This is a genomic window from Streptomyces sp. NPDC054770 (genome assembly GCF_053611985.1).
The window spans coordinates 136704-156684 of the sequence record NZ_JBSHBL010000005.1 but is presented as its reverse complement, the minus strand read 5'-3'; the positions used below and the strand labels follow the sequence as shown (position 1 = coordinate 156684).

Annotated in this window: 14 protein-coding genes; 4 read left to right on the top strand and 10 right to left on the bottom strand. The window is 72.8% G+C overall.

Annotation, left to right across the window (positions count from 1 at the left end; genetic code table 11):
- Positions 1–12 precede the first annotated feature (12 nt).
- From ACWGKQ_RS07300 to ACWGKQ_RS07285, 4 genes are all read right to left on the bottom strand, one after another.
- On the bottom strand, positions 13–1776 hold the full coding sequence (locus ACWGKQ_RS07300) for a SpoIIE family protein phosphatase (protein ID WP_453290890.1): 1764 nt from the start codon (positions 1774–1776) through the stop codon (positions 13–15).
- 100 nt (positions 1777–1876) lie between these two features.
- Positions 1877–5125 (bottom strand): Tat pathway signal protein, encoded by a 3249-nt coding sequence (locus ACWGKQ_RS07295; RefSeq protein ID WP_453290889.1) that lies wholly within the window; start codon positions 5123–5125, stop codon positions 1877–1879.
- Positions 5126–5236: 111 nt separating this feature from the next.
- Positions 5237–6655, bottom strand: a complete 1419-nt coding sequence (locus ACWGKQ_RS07290) for an NAD(P)/FAD-dependent oxidoreductase (protein WP_453290888.1) — start codon at positions 6653–6655, stop codon at positions 5237–5239.
- Between the two features lie 10 nt (positions 6656–6665).
- A complete protein-coding gene (locus tag ACWGKQ_RS07285; RefSeq protein WP_453290887.1) occupies positions 6666–7322 on the bottom strand; it encodes a rhomboid-like protein in 657 nt (218 codons plus the stop codon).
- Between ACWGKQ_RS07285 and ACWGKQ_RS07280 the strand changes: the two genes are divergently transcribed.
- Positions 7321–8238, top strand: a complete 918-nt coding sequence (locus ACWGKQ_RS07280; RefSeq protein WP_453290886.1) for an aminoglycoside phosphotransferase family protein — start codon at positions 7321–7323, stop codon at positions 8236–8238. The two genes, ACWGKQ_RS07285 and ACWGKQ_RS07280, sit on opposite strands and share 2 nt — an antisense overlap.
- A gap of 56 nt (positions 8239–8294) precedes the next feature.
- Here ACWGKQ_RS07280 and ACWGKQ_RS07275 read toward each other — a convergent pair whose 3' ends face one another.
- Positions 8295–9797 carry an MFS transporter gene (locus ACWGKQ_RS07275; protein WP_453290885.1) on the bottom strand — a complete coding sequence of 501 codons (1503 nt, stop codon included), beginning with the start codon at positions 9795–9797 and terminating at the stop codon, positions 8295–8297.
- Between the two features lie 204 nt (positions 9798–10001).
- Here ACWGKQ_RS07275 and ACWGKQ_RS07270 point away from each other — a divergent pair, with 204 nt between their 5' ends.
- Positions 10002–10688, top strand: a complete 687-nt coding sequence (locus ACWGKQ_RS07270; RefSeq protein ID WP_453290884.1) for a pentapeptide repeat-containing protein — start codon at positions 10002–10004, stop codon at positions 10686–10688.
- A gap of 89 nt (positions 10689–10777) precedes the next feature.
- On the opposite strand, the gene ACWGKQ_RS07265 is transcribed toward ACWGKQ_RS07270, so the two are convergent.
- Both ACWGKQ_RS07265 and ACWGKQ_RS07260 read right to left on the bottom strand, forming a co-directional pair.
- Positions 10778–15760 (bottom strand): hypothetical protein, encoded by a 4983-nt coding sequence (locus tag ACWGKQ_RS07265; RefSeq protein WP_453290883.1) that lies wholly within the window; start codon positions 15758–15760, stop codon positions 10778–10780.
- 384 nt (positions 15761–16144) lie between these two features.
- On the bottom strand, positions 16145–16645 hold the full coding sequence (locus ACWGKQ_RS07260; RefSeq protein ID WP_453290882.1) for a hypothetical protein: 501 nt from the start codon (positions 16643–16645) through the stop codon (positions 16145–16147).
- 6 nt (positions 16646–16651) lie between these two features.
- Here ACWGKQ_RS07260 and ACWGKQ_RS07255 point away from each other — a divergent pair, with 6 nt between their 5' ends.
- Complete coding sequence (locus ACWGKQ_RS07255) at positions 16652–18067, top strand: M1 family metallopeptidase (protein ID WP_453290881.1); 1416 nt, start codon at positions 16652–16654, stop codon at positions 18065–18067.
- Here the strand turns inward: ACWGKQ_RS07255 and ACWGKQ_RS07250 are convergent.
- The 3 genes from ACWGKQ_RS07250 to ACWGKQ_RS07240 form a co-directional block, all read right to left on the bottom strand.
- Positions 18064–18591 carry an N-acetyltransferase family protein gene (locus ACWGKQ_RS07250; RefSeq protein ID WP_453290880.1) on the bottom strand — a complete coding sequence of 176 codons (528 nt, stop codon included), beginning with the start codon at positions 18589–18591 and terminating at the stop codon, positions 18064–18066. The genes ACWGKQ_RS07255 and ACWGKQ_RS07250 overlap by 4 nt on opposite strands.
- A 99-nt stretch (positions 18592–18690) precedes the next feature.
- The gene (locus tag ACWGKQ_RS07245) at positions 18691–19038 is read right to left on the bottom strand and encodes a hypothetical protein (RefSeq protein WP_453290879.1); all 348 of its coding nucleotides are present in this window, start codon (positions 19036–19038) and stop codon (positions 18691–18693) included.
- 21 nt (positions 19039–19059) lie between these two features.
- Positions 19060–19689 carry a Uma2 family endonuclease gene (locus ACWGKQ_RS07240; RefSeq protein ID WP_453290878.1) on the bottom strand — a complete coding sequence of 210 codons (630 nt, stop codon included), beginning with the start codon at positions 19687–19689 and terminating at the stop codon, positions 19060–19062.
- Between ACWGKQ_RS07240 and ACWGKQ_RS07235 the strand changes: the two genes are divergently transcribed.
- Positions 19618–19932, top strand: a complete 315-nt coding sequence (locus ACWGKQ_RS07235; protein ID WP_453290877.1) for a DUF397 domain-containing protein — start codon at positions 19618–19620, stop codon at positions 19930–19932. The genes ACWGKQ_RS07240 and ACWGKQ_RS07235 overlap by 72 nt on opposite strands.
- Positions 19933–19981 lie beyond the last annotated feature (49 nt).

The window sequence follows — 19981 nt, the reverse complement described above, 5'->3', positions numbered from 1 at the left end:
CTCCATCGGTTCTCAGCCGTTCCCGCGGCGTTGCCGGGCCGCGAGGAGTGCGATGTCGTCCTCGCAGATTCCGCTGGTCAGCTGGGTCAGCAGGGTGTCGACCAGGAGTTCCAGGGAGCCGCCCGCGGGCAGGCTCAGTTCGGTGAGGCCGCGGATCGCGTCGTCGATGTCCGTGTCGCGCTGTTCCACCAGACCGTCGGTGTAGAGCAGCAGGACCGCGTCCGGTTCCAGGGAGAACGTTGTCATCTCGTAGTCGCCGAGTTCCGTGCCGAGTGGCGGCCCTGCGGTGACGTCCAGGACCTCGGCGCTGCCGTCCGGGCGCAGGACGACCGGTGGCAGATGGCCGGCCGTGGACGCCGTACAGGTGCCGTTCTCGGGGTCGACGAGGACGAGCAGGCAGGTGGCGACCCGGTCGAGGCCGATCCGGGCCGCCCGGCGGTCCGCCTCGCCCAGCATCTCGTCGACCGGCAGGCCGGAGGCGGCCACGGTGCGCAGCACGGAGCGGTACTGGCTCATCGCCACCGCCGCCTGGAAGCCGTGCCCCATCACGTCGCCCATGACCAGCAGGGTGCGGCCGCCCGGCAGGGCGACCGAGTCGTACCAGTCGCCGCCGACCAACGCGCTGCGGCCGGAGGGCAGATAGCGGCTGGCCACCTCGACGCTGGGGTGCGGGCGGTCCGGCTCGGAGAGCAGGGCGCGCTGGAGCTCCAGGGTCATGGTGTGCTCTCCGGTGTAGCGGCGGGCACTGTCGATGGAGGTGGCCGCGCGGGCGGCGACGCCCTGGGCGGTGAGGACGTCGTCCTCGCTGAAGGGGGCGGAGTCGCCGCCGCGCAGCAGCATCACGGTGCCGACACTGCGGCCCGCCGTGGGCAGCGGCACGATCAGGACCGAGTGCATGCCGGCCGTGCGGAAGATCCTCACGCGTTCGGGATCCGCGGTCACCTTCTCCAGGAGTTCCTCGGAGGCCATGTTGCTCAGCCACGGCCGTCCGCTGTCCATGCAGTTGCGGGTGACCCCGCCCCGGGGAAGGTCGATGTACGGCTTCGGACCGCCGAGTTCGTGCAGGTGCAGCCGGACCTCCGGCGCCGCGGTGAGCTTCATCTTCCGCAGCCGCAGCACTCCGGGCGGCGGTGGGGGCGCTCCCAGGAACTCCTCCTCGACGATCCCCACCGCGGCCACGTCGGCCAGTGACGGGGAGAGGAAGTCGGCCAGTTCGGCGCAGGTGGTCTCGACGTCGAGGGTCGTGCCCACCCGGGTCCCCGCGGCGTCCAGCAGGGCGAGCCGCTGGTGTGCGGTCTCCAGGTCGTCGAGGTACTGGCGCAGGTTGCTGACCTCGACGCCGATGCCGCACAGGCCGACGATCCGCCCGTTGGACTCCAGCCGGTGGTAGACCGAGCGCCAGATCCTGCGCCCGACGGGCGAGGGAACCAGGGTGTTCCCGGTCACGGTCACCTCGCGCGGTTTGCCGTCGGCCAGTACCTCGATCAGGACGTCGTCGGGTGTCTGGACGTCGGGCAGCACCGAGCCGAACTTCCTGCCGACCCAGTCGGCGGCGGGGACCCCGGTGACGGCGGTCCAGGCCGGGTTCACGTAGGTGTAGCGCAGATGCTCGTCGACGATGACGACCGGGGCGGAGGTGCCTTCGACGATCTGCCGCAGAAGGCCGGACTCGGAGGGCCTGTGCACGCCGTCGACGTGGGATTGCGGTGTCATCGCCGGCGGAGCGTCCGTGGTCTCGGGGAAGAGCCACGCCGACGGGAGTCGTTCAGCTTCCACCTGTTCTCTCCTGCCCGTCCGGGCCTGGGCGGTCCCTTTCCCATCGTGTGCGGTGGGGTGGTGGGGCGCATCTCCAGACCCGGACGGTGTGACCCGTCAGTCAGGCGGTGACCGTCTTCGTCGGCTTGCTGGCCGCCGTGCCGTTCTGGTGGCCCGTGCGGCGGGCCGTGACCTTCACGGTGATCTTCTTGCCCTTCTGGGCCGCCTTCAGGGTCAGCGTGGACTTGGTGGCACCGCTGATCGCCTTGCCGTTCGCGTACCACTGGTACGTGTACGAGGTCGCCGCCGGGCTCCAGGTGCCGTGTGCCGCCGTCAGCTTCCTGCCGACCTTGGCCGTGCCACCGATCGTCGGTGCCTTGGTGGCCTTCGGCGCGGCCCCCTTCGCCACCGTCACCGCGGCCGAGGTCGCCGACCCGCTCAGCCAGCCGCTCTTCACAGCCGTCACGGTCACCGTGAGCTTCTTGCCGACCAGGGCCGCCGGGACGGTGTACGACGCGGCGGTCGCCCCGGAGATCGCCTTGCCGTCGGCCTTCCACTGGTAGGTGTAGGAGGCCGGGGTGGACGACCAGCTCCCGGTCGTGGCCGTCACCTTGGCGTCCGCCGCGGCCGTGCCGGTGATCTTCGGGGCGGCATTGCTCGCCAGTTGGGGCGAGGTCACCGTGAAGGAGCCGCTCGGGTACTCGCAGCACGTGGTGAACACGCTCGCGTTCCAGGTGCCGGCCGCCGCGCCGGTCAGGTCCAGGGTCGCGGTCACGGAGCGGTTGTCGGCGGCGACCGAGTCGGCCTTGGCGGAGACGGTCTTGCCGGCGAGGCCCAGCCTTACCTCGGTGTTCGGGCCGAGCGCGGTGCCGGTGACCGTGACCTTGACCTTCGTGCCGCTGGCCCCGGTGGCCGGGCTGATCCCCGTGACGGTCACCTTGTCGGTGCCGCAGAGGGTGGACGAGCAGGCCAGCCGGGCGCTGTAGGCGGTGCCGGACGCGGTCTCGGGCAGGCTGAGCACGAACACCGTCGGGGTGGCCCCCGAGGACGAGCCGAGCACGGCGCAGTCGTAGCCCGCGCCGTCCGAGCCGATGTACCGGGTGCAGCCGTTGCGCCAGGACGCCGGGTTGTACAGCGCCGGTACGGCCGTGGCGGTCGCGCCGGTGGTGTCCTTGATGTCGGCCGAGAAGCGGTCGAGGCCGGCGGTCGGCAGGACCGCGCAGACGGCGCTGTGCGCCTCGTCGAGGGTGCCGGTGACCGGCCCGTACCCGTACGCCACGGACGGGACCCTGGTGCACTCCGGCGCGGGGCCGTCGGCGGTCGCGATGCGCAGGGCGTCCAGGTGGTACTCGGGTGAGGCCTGCAGCGAGACCGGGGTCTGCACCAGCACCTGGTGGGTGGTGGAGCCCGTGACCGCGCAGGCGCTGTTGCGGAAGGAGCACTCGGTCCTGCCGTCGCCGCCGATCACCGCGATGTTCGCCGTGCCCAGCGCGTCCCGCACGTTGACGTGGACGACGTCGGTGGTGGCCGGGGTGGTGACCTGGACGCAGTCGACGGTGCCGGCGGCGCCGGCCGTGCCCTTCACCGAGGGGCCGCCGACCTTGGCGGCCGCGGTCTTCGTGCAGCCCGCAGAGGAGGCGGTGGCGGTGACGTCCCGGCGGGTCAGGGTGTAGGCGGCCGCCTGGTCGCGGCCGGTGACCAGCACGGTGTGGGCCGTGCCCGGGGTGAGCGAGCACACCGTCCAGCCGTTGGTGGTGGCGTAGCGCTCGCAGACCTTCTTGCCGGTGGCGTCCAGCACCGAGAACTTCGCCGGTACGTCGCCGGAGGTCGCGGTCAGCTGGAACAGCTCGGTGCCGGTGTGGGCGTCCGCCGGGATGCTCAGGCACCGGGAGAAGACGCCGTCGCCGGTGGCGAAGGTGGCCTTGGCGCCGTCGGCGGTGAAGCTGCCGGCGGGCAGGACGGGGCAGTCACCCGCGGCGTCGGTGCGGTACAGGGCGAGGGCGTAGGGGCCGGTCGCGCCCTCGGCCTGGTTCTCGGTGTGCACCAGCGCGCGGTAGGGCGCGGTGCCGGTGAGCGCGCAGTTGCCGTCCGCGATCTCCTGCGCGGTGCACTGGGCGGTGCCGTTCCGGTCGAGGACCTCGACCTCGGCCTCGACGCCGGCGGAGCCGAGCGGGGTGAGAGCGGCGATCCGGGCGTTCTGCGGGGCGGGCAGGGTCAGGCAGTCGTACTGGCCGGGCGTGCTCAGCTCGCCCTGGTGCAGGCCGTACCCGGTCGCCGTGCAGCCCGCGTCCGAGGCGCGGTCGAGGACGACCAGGCCCTGGCGGGCGGAGCCCTCGGGGATCGCGGTGTAGGTGCCGGCCGCGGGCACCCGGCACGGGTCGGTGCCAGGGTGGCACACGGTCCTGCCGTCCGTGCCGTAGACCTGGACCGAGCCGGTTGCGCGGTCCTCGTTCACGTAGTGGACGGTGTACAGGCCGGCCTTGTCGGTGGTGAAGGTGTAGCAGCCGCCGACGGTGAGGTCCTGCGGGTCCAGGGCGCCGTAGGGGCGGACGGGGGCGGTGGCGCAGCCCTGGGGGTCGTTCAGGCGGCGGGCGGTGACCGTGTAGTCGGCGGGGAAGCCGCCGTCCGTGGAGGCCACCTGGGAGATCACCCGGTAGGGGCCGCTGCCGGGCAGCACACAGCTGGTCTCGCCGTCCTCCGGGAAGTGCGGGCAGATCCGGGCGCCGGTCGCGTCGGTGAGCCAGGCGGTCGCGCTGCCGTAGACCCTGGTGACGGCGGTGAGCCGGATGCGCTCGCCGGGCCGGGCGTCGATGCCCTGGCAGTCGACCTCGATCGGGCTCACGCTGGTGCGCGTGGTGAGCGGCTGGTCCCAGTTGGTGCCGGCGGTATCGAAGCAGCCCGGCGTGGCCGAGCCGAGCGGGACGACGGTGACCTGGGCGTCCTCCGGGTCCACCCAGCCGCTGTTGACGACCGTGAGGGTGTAGGTGCCGGCCGCGGGCACCTGGCAGCGGCCCTGCTCGGAGAACTCCTCGTCGTAGCAGTCCACCTGGGTGCCGTCCGCGGCGGACAGCTGGGTGTACGCCTCATGGTGGCTGTCTTCCAGCGACACCATGTACAGGCCCGCCTCCGGGGCCGTCACGGTGAAGCAGGCCTTCTCCTGGGCCGGGACGGTCGCCCTGCCGACGGCGTCCCCGGGGTCGCCGAAGGACGCGAGGGCCAGCGGCGCGCACTCCGGGTCGTCGGCGCGGGCGGACCCGGCGCCGGTGAGGGTGAGCAGCGAGGTGAGCAGGGATACGACGAGGACCGTCACGGCGGTGAGCCGCCCGGGTCTCGCCGTTGTGCCGAAGGTGGTGCCGGTCGCTGAATGCACCGTCAATTCCCCCCTGGAATACGAATGTTGGGGCGATGGTCGCACACAGGTGCGGCACAGCCTCAACGGGTTTCCAGGGGCGCCCGTGCCCCGGGGTGCGGCGGGGCCGGGTCAGTGCCGCCCCGCCACCCGGTCCGCGACCCGGGCCAGCCGGGACGAGGTGCTGCTCGGGTTGCGGCGTTCGCGCTGGTCGGCGGCGCGGTAGGTGGCGTACATGCCCTGGACGCCGAGCCAGCGGAAGGGCTCCGGCTCCCATTTGCGGACCTTGTGGTTCACCCACGGCAGCGCGGTCAGCTCGGTGCTGCCGCCCTGCCCGGAGTCCAGCTGCACGAGGTCCCGGAGCGTGCGGCCCGCGAGGTTGGTGGTGGCGACCCCGGAGCCGACGTAGCCGCCCGCCCAGCCGAGCCCGGTCGCGCGGTCCAGGGTGACGGTCGCGCACCAGTCCCGCGGCACCCCGAGCACCCCGGACCAGGCGTGCTCGACCCCGACACCCGCCAGGGACGGGAAGAACCGCACCAGGATCTCCCGCAGCGCCTCGACGGTCGCCTCCTGCGTGCGCCCGTCGTTGTCCGTCCGCGAGCCGAACCGGTACGGCACCCCGCGCCCGCCGAGCGCGATCCGCCCGTCGGCGGTGCGCTGCGCGTACATGTACGCGTGCGCCATGTCCCCGAGGGTCTCCCGGCCCTCCCACCCCACCGACGCCCACTGCTCCGCGGTCAGCGGCTCGGTGGCGATCATCGAGGAGTTCATCGGCAGCCAGGTGCGCTTCTGGCCCTTGAGGTTCGCGGTGAAGCCCTCGGTGCAGCGCAGGATGTACGGGGCGCGGACCGTGCCGTACGGGGTGACGGCGTGCCGGGGGCGGATCTCGGTCACCGGCGTGGACTCGTGGATGTCGACGCCGAGTGCCGCCACGGCCGCGACCAGGCCCTTCACCAGCTTCACCGGGTGCAGCCGGGCGCCGTGCGGGGTCCAGGTGCCGCCCACCGCGTCGGCGACGCGGATCCGCTCCCGGGTCTCCCCGGCGCCGTACAGCTCGCGGTCCTTCTCGCCGTACGACAGCTCGTGCTCGTGGAAGGCCTTCAGGCGGGCCAGCTGGGCCGGGGTGGTGGCGACCTCCAGCACCCCGCCCTTGTGCAGGTCGGCGTCGATCCCCTCGGCCGCGGCGACCGCCACCACCTCGTCGACGGTCTCGTTCATGGCCCGCTGCAGCCGTACGGCGGCCTCGTGGCCGTGCAGGGCGGCGTACCGGTCGCGGCCGGCGATGCCGTTGTAGAGCCAGCCGCCGTTGCGGCCCGAGGCGCCGTAGCCGCAGAACTTCTGCTCCAGGAGGGTGACCCGGAGGTCGGGGGCGGCCTTCTTCAGGTAGTACGCGGTCCACAGCCCCGTGTACCCGCCGCCGACGATCACCACGTCCGCCGACGCGTCACCGGCCAGCGGCTCCCGCACCGCCGGGAGGCCGTCGTCCGCGTACCAGAAGGAGATGCCGCCGTTGACGGCACCGCTTGCCGATCTGCTCGCCGAGCTGCTCATGACCTGGACGCTAACCCTTGAGGGCGGCCAGTGTCTCCTTCGGATTCCATGCTTTTCCGCGCCCTCTGACCAGCGGATAGCAGCCGAGACCGAGCAGCGCGGCGACGAAATGCCCGAGGTCGGTGAAGGTCGGCGACTCGGTCAGCGGCAGCCCGTAGACCAGCAGGACGGCCGCGAGGTACGGGTACCGCCAGGGCGTCGCGATCCGGTACGCGAGCACCCCGATCACCCCGGCCAACGCGTAACTCACCCCGATGTCCAGGGTGTTGACCGCGGAGTGCGGGGCGATGCCGTCGTGGATGCCCTTCAGCAGCGCACCCTCGCTGATCAGGGTGGCCAGGACGTGCGCGGTCACGCACACCGCGAGCCAGCGGACGGTACCCAGCCAGCGTTCCGCCGGTGCGTGGAAGACGGTGTAGAGGAAGGCGTACGGCACCCAGTGCCCGCCCTCGATCCACATCGCGCTGGCGACCAGCACCCGCACCGGGTTGTCCGACAGCTCACGGATGTTGGTGGACCGCTGCCGCAGGAACTGCTGCTCGAACTCGGGGGACATGTTGTGCAGCGCGAAGGCCGTCACGAAGAGAATCGCCAGCCAGACGTAGGTGCCGGGGGCGCTGCGGACGTACGCCCACACGCTGCTGCCGAGGCCCCGGAAAAATCCCATGAGGCGATTCACGCACGACAGTAACGTCACATGGGTGATTGACATTCCGGATGAGCTGATCGACCGGCATGTGCGATTCGGCGGGGAGGCGGGCCGCGCCTTCGTCGCCGCGCTGCCCGGACGGGCCGAGGAGTTCCTGGACCGGTGGGGGCTGCGACCGGACGGCCCTTCGATGTGCGGCCGCTGGGCGCTGGTCCTGCCGGTGCTGCGGGCCGGCGACGGGGTCCGGGCCGTACTGAAACTCCAGGACATGGACGACGAGACCGTCGGCGAGCCGGTCGCGCTGCGGGCCTGGGACGGAGCGGGGGCGGTCCGGCTCCTCTCCGCCGACGACGACACCGGCACCCTGCTGCTGGAACGGCTCGACACGGGACGGCGCCTCGCCGACCTGCCCGACTCCCGCGAGGCGACCCTGGTCGTCGCCCGCCTGCTGGCCCGGCTGACGGCGCCCGCGGCTCCGGCGGGGCTGCGCCGTCTCGGCTCCGTCGCGGCGAGGCTGGGGGAGCGGGCCGCGGCGGCGCTGCCCGCCCACCCCGATCCGGTCGAACGGCGCCTGCTCGCGGACTGTGCGGCCGCGCTGGCCGAGGTCGCGGGCGAACCGGGCGACCGGCTGCTGCACTGGGACCTGCACTTCGAGAACGTGCTGGCCGCCGGCCGTGCGCCCTGGCTCGCCATCGATCCCAAGCCGCTCGCCGGCGACCCCGGTTTCGACCTCTTCCCGGCGCTGTGGAGCCGCTTCGAGGCCGGGGAGGTGCGGTGGCGCTTCGACGCCATGACGGACGTCCTGGGCCTCGATCCGGACCGGGCCCGCGCCTGGACGCTGGGCCGGGTCCTGCAGAACGCGATCTGGGCGGTCGAGGGCGGCGGGCGGCCCGGCGCGGAGCAGCTGGAGATCGCCCGCCGGCTGCTCGGCTGACCGGCCGGCGCGCTCCGGCACCGGAGCCTCGGCCGCCCGACCGGTTCCCGTACCGGTCAGCCGACCGGTTCCGGTATCGGGGTCTCGGCCGTGGCGTCGTGTTTCGGCGGCCTCGTCGTCACCAGCAGGCCCGCGACCAGCCCGGCCAGCAGCATCACGCCGACCGCCCACCAGATGGCGACCGTGTAGCCGTGCACGACGGCCGTCGGGACGACGGCGGCCCGCTGCGCCGGGTTGTGCAGGTGGGCGGCGAGATAAGTCGCGCTGCTGCTGGTGGCGATGGTGTTGAGCAGCGCCGTACCGATGGAACCGCCCACCTGCTGCGAGGTGTTGACGGTGGCCGAGGTGACGCCGGAGTCCTGCGGGGCCACACCCGCGGTCGCGGTGGCGAACACCGGCATGAAGGTCAGGCCCATGCCGAGGCCCATCAGCAGCAGCGCGGGCAGGATCTCGGTCGGGTAGGAGGAGTGCACCGTGATCCGGGTCAGGAGCAGCAGGCCGCAGGCGGCGAGGAGGGTGCCGGGGACCATGAGCAGGCGCGGGGCGACCCGGTGCATCAGGCGGGCGGATATCTGGGTGGAGCCGATGATGATCGCCAGGGTCAGCGGGAGGAAGCCGAGGCCCGCCCGGACCGGGGAGTAGCCGAGGATGATCTGGAGGTAGTAGGTCAGGAAGAGGAACAGCCCGAACATGGCGACGGTCGCGAGGGCCATGGTCAGGAAGCTGCCCGCGCGGTTGCGTTCCCTGACGATGTGCAGGGGCAGCAACGGGCTCGGGGCGCGCGTCTGCCACCCGACGAACGCGGCGAGCAGTACGACCCCGGTCGCGAACAGGCCGAGGACCAGCGGGTCGCCCCAGCCGCGCGGCTGGGCCTCGCTGAAGCCGTAGACGATCGCGACGAGTCCGCCGCAGCCCAGCAGCGCGCCGGGCACGTCGAGCCGGGCGCCGGTGCGGCCGGGCCGGTCGTGCAGCAGCGCGGTGGCGCCGGCGACGGCGAGGATCGCGATGGGCACGTTGACGTACAGGCACCAGCGCCAGTTCAGGTACTCGGTGAGCAGGCCGCCGACGATGAACCCGATCGCCGAGCCGCTACCGGCGAGGGCGCCGTAGATGCCGAAGGCCTTGCCGCGCTCCCGGGGGTCGGTGAAGGTCGTCGTCAGCAGGCTCAGCGCGGACGGGGCGAGGACGGCGGCGAAGGCGCCCTGGAGGGCGCGGGCGCCGAACAGCATCCCCTGGGTCTGGGCGGCGCCGCCCAGCGCGGAGGCGGCGGCGAAGCCGACCAGCCCGATGACGAACGTCCGCTTGCGGCCGACCAGATCGGCGATCCGGCCGCCCAGCAGGAGCAGTCCGCCGAAGGCCAGCGTGTAGGCGGTGACCACCCACTGCCGGTTGCCGTCGGACATGCCCAGGGCGCGCTGTGCGGAAGGGAGCGCGATGTTCACGATCGTCGCGTCCAGGACGACCATCAGCTGGGCGAGCGCGATGACGACCAGGCCCCACCAGCGGTGGGGGTCGGCCTGGCCGCCGGCGGGGGCCTCACCCGTGCGGGCGCTGCTCATTCGGTCAGAAGACCATGAATCGGGATGTACCGCATCCCGGGATGTGCTGTTCCTGGTCACGGTTCCAGGACCACCTTTCCCATGAGTTCCGTACCTCTGTGTCCCTATGACGGATCGAGTCGGCCGGAATGTGACATCGGCGGGTCGTGCGGGACGTTCTTGCAGGTCGCGGTGATTGTCAGTGGGGGCCTGCACTATGGGGGCATGGCGAGGACAGCGGCCGGCGGGGCCGGCGGGGGCAGGGTGAAGGGCGCGCGGCGGCCGGAGGTGCGGCTGCCCGCGCTGGAGCCCTGGGACGGCGGCGAGCTGGAGCCGGACGGGGACTACGACGGGCAGGAGTTCCGGGCGGCGGACTTCGTCGGCCAGGACGGGGCGGGCGCCCGCTTCATGGACTGCGCGCTGACGGACTGCGCCTTCGACGAGACGGGACTGCGGCGCGCCCGCCTGCTGGACTCGGTCCTCACCGGGGCGAGAGGCGTCGGCACCGACCTGGCCGACGCGACCCTGCGCGACGTCGAGCTGGTCGACGCCCGGCTGGGCGGCACCCAGCTGCACGGTGCCGTCCTGGAGCGGGTGGTGATCCGCGGCGGCAAGATCGACTACCTCAACCTGCGCACGGCGAAGCTCAGGGACGTGGTCTTCGAGAGCTGCGTCCTGGTCGAACCGGACTTCGGCGACGCCGTGCTGGAGCGGGTGGAATTCATCGACTGCACGGTGAAGGGGGCGGACTTCAGGGGGGTGACGATGAAGGACGTCGATCTGCGGGGCGCCGCGGAACTGGGCATCGCCAGCGGCGTGGAACGACTGTCGGGGGCAGTGATCAGCATGTCCCAACTGCTGGACCTGGCGCCGGTGCTGGCGGCACAGCTGGGGATCCGCGTGGAGGGGTGAGCAACCTCGGGATCAGCGCGCCCCGCAGGGGCGCGGGGAACTGCGCGACCAGCCCCCACCCACCCGCAGCCGCGAACCGGCCGAAGCACTCAGTCCCGTGGCCTGGGCGCGGCCTTCTTCCGCAGGCCCAGATGGTCGTCCGGGTCCTGAAGCCAGTCCGGCCGTGCGGCCGGCATGCGGCGGACCGCCGGCTCCGGCATCCGGATCACCACCGGCCGGGGCAGGGTCAGCTCCCGTACGGCGGTGCCGGTACGGCCGGAGTGCACGCGGTCGGTCACCCTCGCCACCACCCGCAGGTCCAGCGTGAACTGCACCAGGACGGAAGCGGACTTGGGCTTGTGCAGCGGCATCGAACCCGACGCGTTCACCGCCGCGTCGGCCGCGCCGCCCGCGCCACCGGCGTTGCCCATCAGCTGGTTGAGCCGGAACTCGTCGGCGTTGAGCAGGCCGGCGCCCGCCAGCCCGCGGGCCGACCTGCCGTGGTCGGCGGAGCTCTGGCCGTCCGTCTGGGTGGGCCGGGGCGCGTCCAGGTGGCTCTGCCCCACCGTCTCGAAGGTCATCTTGTCGCCGACGCCCAGCACCCGCCCGTCCCGCAGCCGCGCGTGCAGGGAGGCCCGCAGGTCCTGGCCCGCCACCCCGGTGGCGTGCACCGGCGGCAGTTCCGCCCCGGCCGAGGTCAGCAGCGGCAGCGCCGCGATCAGCCACTCGGTGGAGACGGCCTCCTGAAGGGTGTAGGCGGCGGCCTGGCCCTTGCTCCGAAAGCGGTCGCCGCCGCCCGCCTCCCGGACCGCCGAGCTGACCAGCTCCCGTACCTGCGGAGCCCCTTGGAAGCCGTTCACCTGCGCCTCCATCGGCAGCCGCACACCGCCGGAGCGCCAGGCGCCGAGCGCGGCCGGACGGTCGTCCCCCGGGCCTGCAGCAGGGGCAACCGGCTGGTGGCGGGGCGCGGTCAGTCGGCCGAGGGCGGCGAGGTCCTTCTCCGGGACGCGATGGGTCAGCGCCTGGCGGCCCAGTGAGACCAGCGCCAGCCGGCGATCGCCCCGGTGCAGTTCGAGGGTCGCCTCGATCGGCACCCGCATCCTCGACGACTTCGCGGTCTTCGCCTCCGCGACCGTCTTCATGCCGAGCTGGCCGCGGCTCGCCGCGCCGGAGCGCCGTGAGCCGCCCGAGCCGACGCCGAGTCCGGCCGCACCGCCGGTGCTCTTCAGCTGCCCGGTCCCGCCGTCCGGTTTGCCGGAGCCGGCGAAGATCCCCTCCACGCCCGTTGCCACGCCCTGGTCGTGGGAGGCGGCCTGCTGGGCGACGGCCGCGGTGATGTACTCCATGTCCCGGCCGTCGTCCGCAGCACCGTCGTAGGAGCCGTCGCCCGGTCGGCTTACCTTGAACACCGCCCAGTAGGGGGTTCTGCGGCCGTCGAACAGTTCGACGGTGACCCCGCCGTCCATCGCGCCCGACAGCAGTCCCGCGCTGCCGTCGCGGTCCAGGACCCGCAGCAGCCGTTGCACGTTGTCGTTGCGGTCCGCCAGCTGCTGCCGCGGCAGCAGGTCGTCGGCCAGGCCCTGCTGCCCGCTCTCCGCGAGACGGGTCCGCAGCCGGGCCAGCAGCGGCACGAAGTTCGGCAGGTTCTCGACCATGCCGAAGCCGAGGGGCAGCATGCGGGCGAAGGAAGGGCCGGAGCGTGGCGCGGCGGAGGAGGAACGGCCCGTCTCCGTGGCGTGGCTCCGCTCTCGTGCCTCGCGTTCGGCACCCGCCCGGGAACCCTCCGCCGCCTTGCGCTCGGTCCGGGAACCCTCCGCCGCCTGCTGTCCCGTCCGGGCACCCGCCGCCTGCTGTCCCGTCCGGGCCGGTGACATCAGGGCCGGTTCCGGGTCGAGCCTCAGCTGTCTGCGGATCGGTGCCGGCAGCTGCGCCTCCGTCAGCCACACCGCCGCCTCGGCCGGCAGGGTACGGGCGGCCGTCGCCACGTAGGGGCCGCCGCCGGTGACCTTGACCTCGGCGACCATGGTGACGAGCAGGTCGCACTGGACCAGGTACAGCGGCGCCTTCTTCGGGGTGTGGGCGTTGCGCTCGACCGTGCCGGACAGGGCCGCGGACCGGGTGTCGCCCTCGCTCGTGGTGCGGCTCCCGGAGAGGCCCTGGCCCAGCCGCCACTCGGCGCCGTTCTCCGAGCCGGTGGCGCCGAACTGCCAGGTGCTGGTGGTGCCCTGCCCCTCCTGACCGGCCGCCTGGTGCCCGCCGAGCACGAAGGTCTCGGTGCCGGGCCCGGCGCCCCGGTGCAGGAACTTCGGGTTGGCCAGCGTGAGCCGGGTGCCCACGGCCCCGTTCAGCGCGGCGAGCCGGCGCGGATGGCGCAGGTTCTTCACCACCCACCCGGAGGACGCGGCCTGCCGCAGCGCGGCCGTGATGGCCTGCGGCCCGAACCGCTCCTCGATCGCCAGCCGCGGCGCGAGCCCCTCCGTCCCCAGCGCGGGATCCTCGCGGACGTCCTTGTTGCGCGCGGCGGCCCGGGACAGCAGCTGGAAGGCGAGGTCCCGGACGGCCTGCCCGTCGCCGACCGTCTCCACCAGCTGCCAGTCCCGCAGCGGCTGCCCGACGGACGGCCGGGGCACGAGCGTGGCCAGGTCGCCGATGCCCTCGGCGGTGACGGCGTGTTCGGGTCGCGGGGCCTGCGCCCGCCGCCGGTCGCGGACCGCGTCCCGCCGCTGCCCGCCCTCCTTGTCGAGGGTGAACTCGGTCGGCGTGACCAGCCGTACGTCCTGTTCCTCCAGGTGCAGTCCCGCCATCGGTCTGACCTCCGGCGCGTCCTGGCCCGGCGAGCCGGGGGTGAGGGCGCGGCCGAGCTTGCGCTGCCGGGAGGTCATGGTGACGTCGACGTCGAGGCGCAGGGCGGCCCCGAAGGTGGCGGCCTTCTCGGAGCCGTTGGTGAGGACGTCGGTGCGGGTGGTGGGCCCGGCCTGGTTGCGGCGGGTGCCGGAGCGGTGCTTCTCGTAGCGGGCCGAGCCGGTCAGGACGCCGGGGACGAGGCGGGCCTGGCCGAGGACGAGCCCGCCGATCGAACGTGAACTGCCGCGTCCGCTCTGCGCGTTGGCGGCGACGCCGGAGTGGCTGCGCACCAGCCAGTCGTCGGTGTCGCCGAGGTAGCCGGTCTCGCGGAGCTGCCCCCGGACGCGGAGCTGCACGTCGTGGGAGTGCAGGGTGGTCTTGCGGCGCAGCCGCACCCGGATGCCGGTCGTGGTCAGCTGGTCCTTGTTGACCCGGAGGTTGGTCTCGGACAGGGCGGCCATCAGCTCGCGGTGGTTGCGCCGCTGCAGGGCGGCTTCCTCCTTGCCCGGAGCCGGAGCCATCGCGTCCGTACCGAAGGCGGGCAGATAGCCGGCCAGCCGGGGATCGGTCGCGAACAGCTCCCGCACGGCCCGCACCATGGGCCCGGTGTCCAGCTGGCTGAGGGTGACGCTGGACCCCATGGCCCCGAAGGGGAGGTGCCGTTCGACGTCGGACTCGTTGCCGTTCTCGTCGGTCCGCTTCGGCTTGTCGATGAACTCCCCGGCCTCGACACCGGGCGGCAGCGGCAGCCCGAGCGACCGCGCCTCGTCGGCACGCAGGCTCATCCACACCCGCATCGAGTGCCGGGCGACCCGGGTCCTGGGACGCAGGATCATCTCCGCCGAGCGAGGCCCTGTGCCCGCCACGGTGAACCGCACGTCCGCGAGGTAGAGCACCTTGCCGCCGCGCACCTCCGCGCCCTGCCTGCTGGACACGGTCTGCTCGGCCACGGTGAAGCGTGCCTTGCGGGCCGCCGCGACCGGCATCGCCGTGCCCCGCAGGACGGCGGCGTTCCCGACCGCCCCGACGCCGATGGCCGGACCCAGGCCGCCCATGCCGGCCCGCCCCTTGCCCGCGCTCTCGGTGACCGTGTGCTGGGTCTGCTGGTGGGTGCGCAGCTGGGTACCGCCGGTGCCCCAGGCGGGCGACATGCCGGTGATCTCGGCGTGCATGCGATAGCTGCCCACGCTGCTGCCGTCCTTGGACGCCAGGTCCTCGCCGGTGACGCCGTCGCGCAGCAGCCGGGGCAGGTCCTCCAGGACGGTCGCCGTGGCCGTCGCCTCGTGGAGCCGGGCGCGGCCGGGCGCCCCCGCGGCGGTCAGTGAGGGGTGCAGGACGGAGGCGACGGCGTCGAAGAGGCCGCCGCCGCCCTGGTGCGGGGCGGCGGTGTCGGTGACGGCGACCGGGGCCATGGAGTCGGCGAGCGAGACCCGCCGGGCGGTGTCCGCACCGACGGCCTGCGGGGCGGCGGGCGCCGCGGTCCCGGCCGGGACCAGGTGTTCGGTGGGCACGCGCTGGGTGAGGGCACCCGAGCCGTGGAAGGTCTGCGCGGCCGCTGCCCCCGGCTTCCCGACCCGTACCCCGTACCGCACCTTGCGCGGCGCCTCGACCGAGCCCTTCTCACTGCGCAGCACGCGCGGTTCGGCCACGTTGCGCTGGCTGCGGGACTCCCGGGAGGACTGCCAGGGCTGGGCGTTCGCCAGCCCGGCGCCGCCCAGCCACAGCCCCGGCGCGACGGGTGCGAGCCCGAAGGCCATGCCGCCGACGCCCTTGCTCGACCCGCCGCTCGCGGTGGTCGCGACGGTGGCGGCGGTGTTGTGCTGGACGTCGACCTTGGTGTCCTTGTCCTCGGCCTCGTCCACCGCGGCGAGCGGCGCCCCGCCCGGGTCCGGCACGGTCTCGGCGAGCAGGTCCTTGGGATGGAAGACCGGCGGCCGGTCGTCGGGAGCACGGGAGACGGTGACCGTGACGTCGTACGAGTCCTTGCCGCCCCTGCCCTGGACCGTGAAGGCGCGGCCCTGCCCGTAGAACGACTCGGGGCGCCCGGCGAGCTCGGCGGCGATGTCGGCGACCGCGCCGTCACCGTGTCCGACGACGGCGGCCACCGCGTTCCGCACGAACTCATGCCCGGTCAGCCCGTACGCCGTGGACAGCCCGGCGGCCTGGAAGTCCATCAGGTACGGAGGCAGTACGAGGCCGGGATCGGTGCGTTCCTCCGCGATAGGGGCCACGGGGGTCGCGGGCGCCACCGCCCGGCTCCGTACCGCCGACGGCCGCGCGACGCCTTTGCCCTTTCCCTTCCCCTTCGCCTCCCGTAGCGCCTGCGTGGTGGCCGCGTTCCCCGCGGTCCTCTGGAGGGCGAGCAGAGCGTGTTCCGCAGGCCCGGCGGGCCGGGCGGTGACCGGTGCCCGGGAGGACCCGGAAGAAGCGTCTATTCCGCTGTCGCCTGCCTGTCGCTGCGTCCGCACGGGGTCAACGTAGGGGCGGCCGGGACGGGCAAAACGCCTTCCGCCGACTCTCGCCGCACATGTCACTCCCGCCTCGGCGGCCGGTCAACTTCCGTACACCCAGCGGTCGTTCGCCCCACCGGAAAGGCCCGGAACGGCCGGGCCGGAATAGCCGGGCCGGAACGGCTAGGACATCCTCGGGAAGCGGGCCTGGAGGGTCCAGATCGCCGGGTTGTCGGCCAGCCCCTCGTGCATGTCGGTCAGGTCCGCGATCAGGTCGTGCAGGAAGTCCCGTGCCTCCCGGCGCAGTTCGGTGTGGGAGAAGGTGAGGGGCGGTTCCTCGGCCGGCATCCAGTCCGCCTCGATGTCCACCCAGCCGAACCGGCGCTCGAAGAGCATGCGGTCGGTGGACTCGGTGAAGTCGAGTTCCGCGTGCTGGGGCCGCGCGGCCCGCGACCCCGCCGGGTCGCGGTCGATCCGCTCCGCGATGTCGCACAGCGCCCACGCGAAGTCGAGCACCGGCACCCATCCCCAGGCTGTGGACAGTTCCCGGTCCGCCTTGGTGTCGGCGAGGTAGACGTCCCCGCAGAACAGGTCGTGGCGCAGGGTGTGGACGTCCACCCGCCGGTAGTCCGTCTGGGGCGGGTCCGGGAAGCGGTTGGAGAGGGCGTAGCCGATGTCGAGCACATGCCGATGGTGTCACGGCGCCCTACGATCACGAGCGTGCCCCGGTCCCCGCTGCTGCTCCCGTCCGCGCTGCTCTGCCTGGTGCTGGCCGCGTGCGACGGCGGAGTCCACGGCACCCCGGGCGGCGCGGGCCTCCGCGACCCGTACTTCCCGAAGGCGGGCAACGGCGGCTACGACGTCGGCCACTACGGCCTCACCCTCGCCTACGACCCGGACGGCGGCCGCCTCACCGGCACCGCCGTCGTCACCGCCCGCGCCACCAAGGACCTGACCGCCTTCGACCTCGACCTGAAGGGCCTGCACGTCGACGCGGTCACCGTCGAGGGCCGCGCCGCCCGCTGGAACCGCGCCGGCCAGGAGCTGACGATCCGCCCGCACGACGACCTCGCGAAGGGCGAGACCTTCTCCACCACCGTGCGCTACTCGGGCCGCCCCGAGACGCTCACCGACCCTGACGGCTCGAAGGAGGGCTGGCTGCGCACCGCCGACGGCGCGCTGGCGCTCGGCGAACCCGTCGGCTCGATGGCCTGGTTCCCTGGCGACGACCACCCTTCCGACAAGGCGTCGTACGACATCACGGTCACCGTCCCGGAGGGCCTCCAGGCCGTCTCCGACGGGGAGCTGAAGAGCGGGACGACGAAGAACGGCCGTACCACCTTCGCCTGGCACACCGCCGAGCCGGTGGCGACCTACCTCGCCACCGTCGCCGTCGGCCACTACACGATCACCCGGTCCACGCTCCCCGACGGCCTGCCGGTGTACACGGCCGTGGACCCCACCGAGGTGAAGGCGAGCCGCGCCGTACTGGCGAAACTCCCCGAGATCATGGAATGGGAGTCCTACAACTTCGGCCCTTACCCCTTCTCCTCCACCGGCGCGATCATCGACCGCCCGGGGGACGCCGGGTACGCGCTGGAGACCCAGAACCGGCCCGTCTTCCCCGGCGCCCCGGACACCGACACCCTCGTCCACGAACTCGCCCACCAGTGGTACGGCGACTCGGTCACCCCGAGGACCTGGCGGGACATGTGGCTCAACGAGGGCTTCGCGACCTACGCCGAGTGGCTGTGGGACGAGGACCACGGCGGGCGGACCGCCCAGCAGACCTTCGACAAGGTCTACGCCACCCCCGCGGACGACGCGACCCTCTGGGGTTTCCCGCCCGCCAAGCCGCCGAGCGCCGCGTACATCTCGGAGCGGCCCGTCTACGACCGGGGCGCGATGGTCCTGCAGAAGATCCGCCGGACGGTCGGCGACGACCGCTTCTACGACATCATCCAGGGCTGGGCCGCCACCCACCGCCACGGCAACGCGGACACCGCCGAGTTCACGGCGTACGTGGAAAAGAAGGCACCGGGCAAGGACTTCTCCCCGATCTGGAAGGACTGGCTGTACGGCGACGGGAAGCCCGCCCGGCCCTAAGGCCTGCCTGTCCCCAGCTCCTTGCGCAGCACGGCACACGGACGCCCGCGTTCCCGGTCCGGGCGATGGCCGATCACCTCGTACCCCAGGGCGGTCCAGAAGGCGAGCCCCTTCGCGTTGCCCTCCAGCACGGCGAGCCGCATGCCGCCCCGGCCCGCGGCCCGGAACCGTTCCTCGACTCCCTCCGCGATCCGCCGCCCGTACCCCTTCCCCTGCGCCCCCGCATCCACCATCAGCAGCCCGATCCACGGATCCGGGTCGGCCGGATCAGGATGCCGGGCCAGCGTGACGACCACCCCGACCAACCGCCCCTCGGCCCGCGCCAGCAACACCTCCACCTCCGGATTCGCCAACTCGTCGGCCAGCACTGTCGCCACCTGCTCCGGCCGGATGTCCTCCGGGTCCGGGAAATCGCCGCTCAGCGCCTGGAACTCCCGGTTGGAGGCGTACAGCGCGGTCAGCTCGGAGAGGACCGGGGCGGGGATGTCGTGGTCGGGGGTGAGGGGGACGGGGGCGAGGATCATGGCGGCAACCTATCCGGCCGTCAGCCGAACGTGAGCTGACGGCGACGAACAGCGCCGATCGGGGGCCTTCGGACGCCAAGGCGTACTCCAGTCTCCAGCTCACGTGCGGACTGCCCTCAGCGCCTCTTCAGTGATCGCGCTCAGTTCGCGAAGGGCCTCTTGGGCGATGACCGGATCGTCGTGCTCCAGCTCCTGCTCCGCCTGGGCACAGCGAGCGGACAGGTCTCGCCGACGGGCGATCTCGATCTCCTTGGCCCAGATCAGCACCCAGCTCTGCACCGGGCTGAGAGACTGCCACTCGACGGCTTTGGCGAAAGCCTCGTCCTTCGTGGTCCGCATCTCTTCCAGCAGGCCCGGCGCCACGACGGCGAGAGCCGAGCGCAGGGCTTCAGGAGTCTGTGCGGGGCGGGGGATCAGCTCGCCCTCGGAGACGGCCTGGGCGTTCATCGTGCCTTCCGGTCGCCTTGATCAGGGCTCCAGCGGAAGTGGGGGCTGTTCGCCGGTCCTGTCCTTATAGCGCGGCAGGTTGTCGGTCGAGATGGTCCAGTCGCCGATGGTGACGTCCTCGCCGTAGACGAAGTCCTTGCGGGTGGCGTAACGGGGGCCGTCGGGGGTGGGGTGGATGTCGGTGAGGACCGCACCGGTGCCGGTGCGGGGGTCGAAGATCGCGTAGATCGGGATGCCGATCAGGGGGTAGTCGCGGATCTTGGAGACCCAGTCGTTGTCCGGGTTGGAGCGCGAGACGATTTCCACGGCCGCGACGAGCGATCGGGGATCGAAGGAACCGTCTCCCTCCATCTCCGCATCGCTGATCACCATCACATCGGGGCGGCGCATGACTCCTTCGGGTTCGTCCTCGACGTCGGGTTCCCCCGTATGAGCCACCAGAGCATCCGGCATCACCTTCTCCAGGCGCTGCCGGACGCGCAGCACGGTGAGCTCGTGCGGCTTCGAGGGCGACATCATGTCGAGGACGATCCCTTCCTTGGTGATCTCGAACTTGCCGGGAAGGGTGTCGTCCGTGGAGTGCACGAAGTCCCGCATGGCCCGGTAGAGGTGGGAGGCGCCCTGCCGTGCGTTGTCCGGTGCGATGGTCATGGCGCTCGCTCCTCGTCTGTGCCCAGGGGCAAGGATCGTCGCTTTCATGCTAGGTCTCCTCCGGGAGAGAGCAGCTACAGCGGCGGTAACAGCGGCGAGTCCTGCCTCGAAATAGCCCCCACCCCCACCACCATCCACATCCGCGACTCCAAGTACACGCACACGCCCGCCACCCCCGGCCCCCGGCTCACCCTCGCCCCCTCCGCCTGGTCGGCTTTCCTGCCCTACGCGTCCGCGCACTGAGCTGACGCCGGAGCCCCCGGCCGCACCCACACGGCCAGGGGCTCCCGCA

Excerpts from the sequence above, each read along its gene's own strand:
- ACWGKQ_RS07245 (WP_453290879.1), bottom strand. The coding sequence starts at position 19,038 with ATGAACGCCCAGGCCGTCTCCGAGGGCGAGCTGATCCCCCGCCCCGCA.
- ACWGKQ_RS07255 (WP_453290881.1), top strand. The coding sequence starts at position 16,652 with ATGGTGTCACGGCGCCCTACGATCACGAGCGTGCCCCGGTCCCCGCTG.
- ACWGKQ_RS07240 (WP_453290878.1), bottom strand. The coding sequence starts at position 19,689 with ATGACCATCGCACCGGACAACGCACGGCAGGGCGCCTCCCACCTCTAC.
- ACWGKQ_RS07275 (WP_453290885.1), bottom strand. The coding sequence starts at position 9,797 with ATGAGCAGCGCCCGCACGGGTGAGGCCCCCGCCGGCGGCCAGGCCGAC.
- ACWGKQ_RS07270 (WP_453290884.1), top strand. The coding sequence starts at position 10,002 with ATGGCGAGGACAGCGGCCGGCGGGGCCGGCGGGGGCAGGGTGAAGGGC.
- ACWGKQ_RS07280 (WP_453290886.1), top strand. The coding sequence starts at position 7,321 with ATGAGGCGATTCACGCACGACAGTAACGTCACATGGGTGATTGACATT.
- ACWGKQ_RS07250 (WP_453290880.1), bottom strand. The coding sequence starts at position 18,591 with ATGATCCTCGCCCCCGTCCCCCTCACCCCCGACCACGACATCCCCGCC.
- ACWGKQ_RS07285 (WP_453290887.1), bottom strand. The coding sequence starts at position 7,322 with ATGGGATTTTTCCGGGGCCTCGGCAGCAGCGTGTGGGCGTACGTCCGC.
- ACWGKQ_RS07290 (WP_453290888.1), bottom strand. The coding sequence starts at position 6,655 with ATGAGCAGCTCGGCGAGCAGATCGGCAAGCGGTGCCGTCAACGGCGGC.